This window comes from Bradyrhizobium sp. STM 3843 (assembly GCF_000239815.1).
GTDB lineage: Bacteria > Pseudomonadota > Alphaproteobacteria > Rhizobiales > Xanthobacteraceae > Bradyrhizobium.
Map to the genome: position 1 here is coordinate 24,501 of NZ_CAFK01000237.1, position 7,516 is coordinate 32,016.

A 7,516-nucleotide genomic window follows, 5' to 3' on the forward strand; every position below is an offset into this window, starting at 1 on the left:
CCTCACAGCATGATCAGGGCAACGTCGATCCAGCGCCGCTCTTTCCAGCTCCTCAGGGCGCATTCGGCGAGCTGCACACCCTTTGCTCCCTCAAGCAGAGTGTATTTGTACGGCGCGTCCTCGCAGACATGGCGGATGAACATCTCCCACTGCTCCTTGAAGCCGTTGTCATAGGCAACATTCTCGGGCAGCTTCTGCCAGTCCGCGTAGAAATCATGCAGCCGCTTCTCGTCCGGATTCCACACCGGGCGCGGGGTCGCCTGCCGGGCCTGGATCATGCAGTCAGTCAGGCCGGCGACGGCCGAGCCCAGCGTGCCGTCGACCTGGAACGTGACGAGGTCGTCGCGATAGACGCGCGTCGCCCAGGACATATTGATATGGGCGATGACGCCGCCCTTCAGCGTGAAGGTTGCGTAGGCCGAATCGTCGGCGGTGGCGCGGTACTTAGTTCCCCGCTCGTCGTAGCGCTCGGGGATATCGGTATTGCCGATGCACATCACGCTCTCGACCTCGCCAAAGAGGTTGTCGAGCACGTAGCGCCAGTGGCAGACCATGTCGAGGATGATCCCGCCGCCGTGTTCGCTGCGATAGTTCCAGGACGGACGCTGCGCCTCCTGCCAGCCACCCTCGAACACCCAATAGCCGAACTCGCCCCGCACCGAGAGCATGCGCCCGAAAAAGCCGGAGTCGCGCAGGAAGGCAAGCTTCTTCAAGCCCGGCAGGAACAGCTTGTCCTGCACCGTGCCGTGCTTCACGCCTCTGGCATTGGCGAGCCGCACGACGTCGACCGCCTGCTCCAAGCTGGTCGCGATCGGCTTTTCACAATAAACGTGCTTACCGGCCTCGATCGCACGCCTGAGCAGCGAGGGTCGAGCCTGCGTGGTCGCCGCATCGAAGAACAATGTATCGTCCTCGGCGGCGAGCGCCGCGTCGAGATCGGTGGTCCAGCGCTGGATGTCGAACCGTCGCGCAAGGCCTTCGACCTTCTCGGCATTGCGCCCAACCAGAATCGGATCGGGCATGACGCGGTCACCATTGGCCAGCTTCACGCCGCCCTGGTTGCGAATGGCGACGATGGAGCGGATCAGATGCTGGTTCAGCCCCATGCGGCCGGTGACGCCGTTCATGATCAGACCGAGGCGCTGTGTGGTCATGCGAGGTGCTCCTTGGGAGTCTTGGGTGCTGCTTGCTGAAGCGATGACAGCGAGGACCAGTCCGGGTGCACCGAACTGGCGAACCCCGCTCCATGAAGGGATTCGGTGAGGAGATCGCCATCATGAATGGCCAGACGCACACCGGCGGGCTGCGTCCGGTAGAGGCCCGGATGCGCGGCCGCGAAGGCTTTGGCCTCGTGCTGCGGCGTCTGGCCGAATCCGTCGACGTAGTGATGGCCGTTGCGCTCGGCATGGTGCAGGCCGAGCCAGGCGCCGAGCGCGAGGTCCTGCTGCAAGGCCAATCCCGGCTGGCAGGTCAGGTCCTCGCTGGTGAGGAAGAACCTGCCGCCGTCCGCGTTCCACTTGGCCACGCGGGTGGCGTTGAGAACCGACTTGTAGAGGCCCTTGCACGATTTGGAGGAGACCCCGCGGTAGCCGAGCTTGCATGCCAACGGGAAGGCATCATAGCTGTCGTCCGCTTCGTCGATGATGAAGTCCTTGTCTGCGAGCGCGCCCAGCGGCGATTGTCGCGTCAGGTCGCGCGGCAGCGGTTGCTCGATGTAGAGCAGCTTGGCCGAGATCGGGGCCAAAGTGTTGTCGCTATCGAGTCGGTCGGCCAGAGCACCGAGCTCCGAGAGCTCAGCATACTGCTCGTTGGCGTCGAGGGTGACCATGTAGTTGTGAGGAAGCGCTGTCAGCTCCCGTCCGATGCGGCGCAGACGCGAGACATCGGCTTCGAGATCACCGGACAGCTTCAGCTTGAAATAGCGTGCCGCAGCGTTCTCGTGGGGATCGGCGACGCCGCCCTCTCCCTCGATGCGATCATCGAGCCCGACCGTATGTCTGATCGCCACCCGCGCGAGCGGCTTGCGCGCAGCGAGAAAATCCGCGACCTCGGCATCGCTCAGATCGGGCGTGGGCCGCGCAGTGATCCCGGCGATATTCCCCGCCATGCCGCGGAAAAAATCCGTATCTGCCGCGCGAAGCACCGCGTCCAGCACTGCCTTGTCGATTTCCGCCGGACCATAGGCCGCCGCAAGCGGCGGAATATCCTCCCGCGCACAGGCCGAAAGCTGCGCACCGATGCGGGCGGCATGCAACCCGAACGCCGTGTCGAAGCTTTGCGGGGCGAGATAAAGCTCGCGCGCGATCGCAAGCGAACGACGCAGATCCGCTATTGTTTGATCGGGTGAAAGCTGCGGCCGCTTGTCGAACCATTTCGGCACCAGCAACTCTGCGGCGGCACCGACGGAGCGAGTTCCACCCTCCGTCTCGATCTCGACCCGCACGAACAGCTGCGGCGTCGCCTCGACTGTGACGGCGCCGAAACGGAACGGCCGGGCGAAACGCACCGGGCGTTCGAACAGGGCGATGTCGCGCAGGCGGAAACGGAACGCCATGGTTCAGTCCAGCGCCCCTTGCGTGAAGAAATGCTTGCGAATGCGCTGGACCAGTTCGATGAAAACCGGATCCGCCATCGCGTCGAGCGAACGCGGACGCGGCAGCGGCACATCGTAGATCGCAGCGATCGCGCCGGGCCGCTCGGTCATCACCATCACCCGGTCGGCCAGGAATACAGCCTCCGGAATCGAATGCGTGATCAAAAGCACGGTCTTGCCGGTCTCGCGCTGGATCGTCATCAGCTCGAGATTCATGCGCTCGCGTGTCAGCGCATCCAGCGCTCCGAACGGCTCATCCATCAGCATGATCTTGGGATCGTGGACCAGCGCGCGGCAGATCGACGCGCGCTGCTGCATGCCGCCGGACAACTGCCAGGGCAGCTTCTTCTCGAACCCTTCGAGGCCGACCAGCTTCAGCAGATCCTTGGCGCGCGACAGATATCTGTCACGCGGCAGATGCTTCATGTCGATGGGCAGCATCACATTGGAGAGGATATTGCGCCAGGGCAACAGCAGCGCGTTCTGGAACACAATGCCGACATTGCCGTGCGGCCTGGTCACCTTGTTTCCGCCGACGGTAATCTCGCCGGTGGTAGGCGGCAGCAGGCCGGAGATCAGCTTGAGCAGCGTGGACTTGCCGCAACCGGACGGGCCAACCACGACGAAGAATTCGCCCTCATTGATGCGGAAATCGAGCGGCCGCAGCGACGGCACATCGCCGTCGCGCGTGCGATAGGTCTTGGACACGCCCGTGAGCGTGATTTCCGGAGCTCCGGTCTCGGCACGATCGCTCACGAGGCGCAGATGCGCTGGTGGCTGAAGGTCGGTCGGTCTCATCGCCGGGGTCATGTCAGAGCGCCGCGCTTACGAGTCGCCCTTGGGCAGATACTCGTTGGTGTAGAACGCCTTGGGATTGTCCTTGGCCTTGGCATCCAGCCCGCCGTATTCAACCATCAGGTTGACACTATCCGTCATGTTCTGATCGGTGACCTGGAACGGGCGCTTGCTCTTGGTTTCCGGTGTCCGATACAGCGGGATCGTCAGCTCGAACCCTTGCGTCAAAGTATCGATCTTGCCGCCCTTGGGATTGGCGTCGAGGATCGACTGTGCCGCCGCCTTGGGATCCTTTTCGGCGGCCTCCACGGCCTTGGTGGTGGCAGCCATGAAGCGGCGCACCAGGTCCTGATGCGATTTGACGTAGTCGGAGTTGGCGATGATACCGGAGGAGACGAGATTGATGCCATAATCGGCGAACTTGATCGGATAGACGTCCTTGCCGGTGGCGTCCTTGATCTTCATCGACTGGTCCATCACGTAGCCAAGCAGAACGTCGGCCTGACCGTTGATGACAGCGTTGAGCTTGGTTTGGCCGTCGCCGGCGACCGTCTGAAACTCGCTTTCCTTGAGCCCGGTCTTTTTCAGGAACAGCGGCCAGATCTGGGTCATCGAATCCGCCGGCGTAATCGCGACAGTCTTGCCCTTGAGGTCCTCAGGCTTGCGGATATTCTTGTCCACGAAGCCCATCACCGACATCGGGCTGGTCTGCAGCAGCACGCCCGTTGCGACCACCGGGGCGCCCTTGACCGCGGCGCGCATCATGGTGGGCACGTCAACGTAACCGAAATCAGCAGTCTTGGCCGCCACGGCCTGCGTGGTCGCGGCCGAGCCGCGGCCCTCTTGGATTTCGAGGTCGATGCCCTCGGCGGCATAGATGCCCTTGGCCTTGCCGTAATAGAACGGCGCATGCTCGCCATAGACGTACCAGTTCAGCATCAGCACCACCTTGTCGGCGGCCCGGGCTGGCGCGACCGCCAGCCCAACGACGGCGAACACGGCCGCAACGCCTGAAATCCAGCGCATCATCTCTCTCCCTGTTCATTTTTGTTGGTTCTATTTTTTGTTTAGTTGTTCGTTTTACTTCGCCCGCGCTGCCGCGGCCGGTCGCTCTACGATGTGAAGACGATGTCCTCCCGATGGCTGACATGCCAGGGAATGATCAGCCGCTCGATCCGATCAACGATCCAGAACAGCACGACGCCGAGCAGCGCCAGGATCACGAGCGCAGCAAACATCGTCGGCAGATCGAAGGTGCCGATCGAGCGCTGCATGACGTAGCCAATGCCGGAGTTCGAGCCGACGAACTCGCCGACAACAGCGCCGACCACCGCCAGCGTGACCGAGACTTTCAGGCCGGAGAAGATCGCCGGAAGCGCGTGCGGCAGGTTGACCGCGCGAAACACCTGGAAGCGGCTCCCCTGCATCGCGCGCGCCAGGTCGACCATGTCGGGATCGACGGATTTGAATCCCTGCACAGCGGAAACGACCACAGGAAAGAAGCCGAGCAGAAACGCCGAAATGACCTTCGGGATGATGCCAAAGCCGAACCAGACGACAAACAGCGGCGCGATGGCGATCTTCGGAACGGACTGCGAGAACACCAGAAGCGGATAGACATAGCTCTCGACTGTCTTCGAGCCCGCGATCACCATGGCGACAGGAATGCCGAACAAGGCCGACAGCAGGAAGCCGCACACCGTCGCGTAGGTGGTGGGCCAGGACTGCCGCAGCAGTTCCGGCCAATCGCTACGCAGCACCGCGACAACGTCCGCCGGCGCCGGGATCTGGTAGGCCGGGATCTTGAACAGGCGGATCGAAAGATCCCAGATCGCGACAATGAAGACCAGGAAAAGGACCGGCCTGATCCAGGCTGCGTTCAGAGCTCTAGCGAAGATCGGCGGCGCCTTCGGCTCGGCCACGTTTCACTCCACTTCTTATTCTTTTCTGCTCCGTAATTAACCCGTTGGATAAATACTGTCCAGCGCCTTTTCCGGCACTCCCAACGGGCGGGAACCTGCTTAGATCGACTGGTGGAGCGGCGCGCGAGGCCGCCGGACCCGGGGACGATCGAACAGCGCGGCGGAGTGGCCGGTCAGGGCCGCCAGCACCAGCCCGATCATATGGGCCAGCCGCTCGTCCTTTGCGTCCTGAGACACCAGATCGCGGCCAAAGATCACGCTGAGGGTTGCGCTGTTGGAGAGATAGAAGAAGCTGAGCGCGGCGATCGAGATGTAGAGCTGGACCGGATCAAGCTCCACTTTGAAATCGCCGCTCTTGACCCCGCGTCTCACCACCGTCCGGATCATCTCCACGAAGGGAGAATGCATGGACTTCACCTTGGTCGAGCGCTTGAGGTGCTTGGCGCGCGCCAAGTTCTCAGTTTGCAGCAGCGCCAGGAATTCCGGATTGCGCAGGAAGTAGTTCCAGGTGAATTCAATCAGCCGCCTGATCGCCTCAGGCGGCGCGAGATGTTCGAGATCGAGGCCGCGCTCCTCGCTCCGGATCTTTTCGTAAGCGCCTTCCAGGACCGCGAGATAGAGTTCGTCCTTCTTGCCGACGTGGTAGTAGAGCATGCGCTTGTTGGCGCCGGCCTTTGCGGCAATGCGATCGACCCGCGCACCCGCCAGACCGTGGGCTGCGAACTCCTGCTTTGCGGCCTCCAAAATGCGCAACCGCATCCCCTCAGGGTCGCGCTGCCACTTCAGATTCCGCTTTGCCGTTGCCAATGCCGTCGCTCGCTGTGAAGCGAATGATGTAGCACGGCGATGGAGGCAGATGAAAGCCTCTGGGCAACTCCGCTTTGCTGCCCGAACGTCGGCTGCGAAACGCTGAACGGCCGCCCTGGGGGAGCGGCCGTTCATGATCGGGAGAGCTTTGGTGGCTGCTGTAGGCATGCCCGCATACGGGCATGCCCCTTTGCGTCAGATCAGTTCGTCAGATCAGAAGTGGACCACGGTGCGCAGGCCAAACACCCAGGCATTGCCGGTCTTCACGCCGGCGGCATTGAACCCGCGCCCGCCGGGATTGATGACATACTGGGCGTCGAACTTGAGGTTCATCCAGCCGGTCGCCTGCCAGCCGTACCAGGCTTCGATCGGAACTTCGTTGCCGCCGGCATTCGGGGTCAGGCCGCCGAGTTCACGTGGGTGGTGCCCACGCGAAGCCGACTTCGTCATCCGGGCGGAACGAGAAGGTGCCGGTGTGCTTGACGCCCCACGCGATCTGGTAGTCCTGGAACGCCGTCCGGTGATCGGCCACGGTGGTGTTGAGGAAGGTGTACCAGCCCTGTGCCTTCGGACCCTCCACGGTCAAGCGCTGCAGGATCGACTCATAGACACCAAAGCGGCCGCGTTGATCGCCGAGGTTCTGGTCCGGCACCCCGCCGACACCCGGGATGACCGTGATGATTCCCGGCAGGCCGCCATCGATGGTCGAGGCGTTGTCATACCAGCCGCCGAAGCGCCAGGTGCCGTTCAAGGGACCGCTGGGTGCATAGACCAACTCCACCGGCACCAGCACGCCCGCGCCGGGGCGCGAGGACGGGATGCCCGGCGCCGCGTAGATGCCGGCGTCCGAGGTCGTCAGATATTGCGGATTGGCGTCGTAGACGCCGACCGACAACTGCAATTCCTTGGTGATGTTGTAGTGCGCGACACCGCCCCACTGGCTGACCGGCCAGTTGAAGATGTAGCCGCCCTGGATGTTGCCGGGCTGGCCGCCGCAGAAGGTCAGGTTGATGAACTCGCACAGCCCGAAGAAAAAGTCGGAGCCGACCGGAAGACGGCCGCCCTTGAGGACGAGGCGATCATCGAACAGTTTCTGCTGCCAGTAGAACTCGGTCAGGCGGACGATGTTGCCGCGGCCGAAGACTTCGTTGGTCAGCTGCAAGGCCGGAATGCCGGCCTCGGTGTTCAGATTGTCGCCGAAGCGGTCGACATAGGTGAAGGCGAACATGCCGCCTTTGATGCCGGCCAGCTTCTCCATGTCGAACTTGGCTTCGAACCAGAGCTGGCCGGCGTTGGCCGAGGTTTTCCTGCTTCCGCCCGACACGTTGGTGACGGCTTCGTCACCCAGCGTCAGCGCCAGCGAGATGCCCATCTCCTTCAGCCTGGTCCGGCCGAGATC

Annotated in this window: 6 protein-coding genes and 1 pseudogene; all 7 read right to left on the minus strand. The window is 62.8% G+C overall.

Annotation, left to right across the window (positions count from 1 at the left end; all coding sequences use genetic code 11):
* Nucleotides 1-2: 2 nt before the first annotated feature.
* A complete protein-coding gene (locus tag BRAS3843_RS24610) occupies nucleotides 3-1,154 on the minus strand; it encodes a Gfo/Idh/MocA family oxidoreductase (protein WP_008971799.1) in 1,152 nt (383 codons plus the stop codon).
* Complete coding sequence (locus tag BRAS3843_RS24615) at nucleotides 1,151-2,554, minus strand: hypothetical protein (RefSeq protein WP_008971800.1); 1,404 nt, start codon at nucleotides 2,552-2,554, stop codon at nucleotides 1,151-1,153. The genes BRAS3843_RS24610 and BRAS3843_RS24615 overlap by 4 nt, the downstream gene beginning before the upstream one ends.
* Before the next feature lie 3 nt (nucleotides 2,555-2,557).
* The gene (locus BRAS3843_RS24620) at nucleotides 2,558-3,403 is read right to left on the minus strand and encodes an ABC transporter ATP-binding protein (protein ID WP_008971801.1); all 846 of its coding nucleotides are present in this window, start codon (nucleotides 3,401-3,403) and stop codon (nucleotides 2,558-2,560) included.
* Nucleotides 3,404-3,418: 15 nt separating this feature from the next.
* A complete protein-coding gene (locus BRAS3843_RS24625) occupies nucleotides 3,419-4,417 on the minus strand; it encodes an ABC transporter substrate-binding protein (protein WP_035982627.1) in 999 nt (332 codons plus the stop codon).
* 83 nt (nucleotides 4,418-4,500) lie between these two features.
* Complete coding sequence (locus tag BRAS3843_RS24630) at nucleotides 4,501-5,310, minus strand: ABC transporter permease (RefSeq protein WP_008971803.1); 810 nt, start codon at nucleotides 5,308-5,310, stop codon at nucleotides 4,501-4,503.
* 99 nt (nucleotides 5,311-5,409) lie between these two features.
* Nucleotides 5,410-6,117, minus strand: a complete 708-nt coding sequence (locus tag BRAS3843_RS24635) for a TetR/AcrR family transcriptional regulator (protein ID WP_175361154.1) — start codon at nucleotides 6,115-6,117, stop codon at nucleotides 5,410-5,412.
* A gap of 213 nt (nucleotides 6,118-6,330) precedes the next feature.
* Nucleotides 6,331-7,516 (minus strand): annotated as a pseudogene (locus tag BRAS3843_RS24645) (carbohydrate porin); the annotation flags it as partial.